Origin of the sequence: Brevibacterium permense, from assembly GCF_013280495.1 — a bacterium.
Taxonomy (GTDB): domain Bacteria; phylum Actinomycetota; class Actinomycetes; order Actinomycetales; family Brevibacteriaceae; genus Brevibacterium; species Brevibacterium permense.
In genome coordinates this window covers 1-1341 of sequence record NZ_JABSSX010000038.1, presented here as the reverse complement: position 1 = coordinate 1341, position 1341 = coordinate 1, and the positions used below count along the sequence as shown (strand labels likewise).

General features: G+C 61.1%; 1 protein-coding gene. It reads right to left on the bottom strand.

Translation table 11 applies throughout. The annotated features are described in order from the left end of the window. Positions 1-37: 37 nt before the first annotated feature. Positions 38-1272, bottom strand: a protein-coding gene (locus HK353_RS16790; protein ID WP_173158026.1) for an IS3 family transposase whose coding sequence is annotated in 2 segments (ribosomal slippage) — positions 38-990 and positions 990-1272 — 1236 coding nt in all. Because the reading frame shifts where the segments join, the coding sequence is not laid out codon by codon here. Positions 1273-1341: the final 69 nt, after the last annotated feature.

The following is a 1341-nucleotide window of genomic DNA, read 5'->3' as shown; positions in this document are numbered from 1 at the left end:
GTGAGCTTCCCCGCAAGTCGTGGACACGTGAACCACGTCACGCAGCCTGCGTAGACGCTTCCTCCTGAACCCGGCCGGCACTGTGCTCGGCCCGGGACTTCTCCTCAAACTCCACCGGCGGGACCATCCCCAACGCCGAGTGCAACCGCCGCCGGTTATAGACCACCTCGATCCACCGAGCGACCTCCCGCATCGCCTCAGCCCGAGTCTGCCAGACTCGCCGCTCGAAGAACTCAGTCTTCAGTGATGACCAGAACGACTCCGACATCGCGTTATCCCAACACACTCCAGTCCGCCCCACCGACTGCTTGAGCCCCAGCTCGACAGACGCCTGATGCAACTGCGCTGACGTGTACTGCGCTCCTTTGTCGGCATGAAAAATGACGTCATCTGGAACCATCTCTCGTAGCGTATGAGCCATCCTCAACGCTCGTTCCACGAGGTCAGAATCTTGCCTGGCATCCATCGCCCAGCCGAGCACTCGACGTGAGCACCCATCGCGGATGACGCACAAGTACACAAACCCTTCCCAGGTGCGCAGGTAGGTAATATCGCTGATCCACACAGCATCCAACTCACCTCGGTCCCAGACCCGTTTCACGAGGTCCGGAATGTGATGAGTCGCCACTCCCTGCAGTGTCGTCACCGGGCGGAACCGACGCGGACTGATCCCTTCGAGGCCCTGCCTGCGCAGTGATGCCGCGACCGTCTTCTCGTCCACGCTCACGCCTTGTCGAGCCAGTTGCGCTGCCACCCGTGGTGCCCCGTAGACACCATCAGACTCCGCGTGGATCTCCGCGACGTGCCCATCAAGGCTCCGTTGCGCTCTCGCGCGTTTCGATGGCCCGGCCCGCCGTCGCTTCTTCCATGCGTAGTACCCAGATTTCGTCACCTCGAGGAGCCTGGCCATCCGGCGAATCGCATAGTGGGCCTTCTCCGAGTCCATCAGTTCGAATTTCTCTTGTTTCGAGGCTTCGACGCGAAGAAGGCGGCTGCTTTTCCCAAAAACTCGTTGTCCTGTTTCAGGTCGAAGTTCTCCCGCCTCAACCGTGCCAGTTCAGCCCGCTCGTCCTCGTTCAACGCACCCGTGGGCTCACCGGCGCCGCGGCGCCGGACTTTCTCGGCTTTGACCCAGGTGCCCAGGGTCTGTTCACCGACTCCGATTTCCTTGGCCACCGCGGCGATCGACCTGCCGGTATCGATGACGAGATTCGCCGCCTCGATCCGATACTCGGGGGTGTAAGAGCGACGCTGTCGCTTCTGATCTGACATATTGAACATCCTTCCAGCAGGACTGCGAATCCCGCTAACTTGGGTGTCCACTATTCGAGGGTAGCCTCA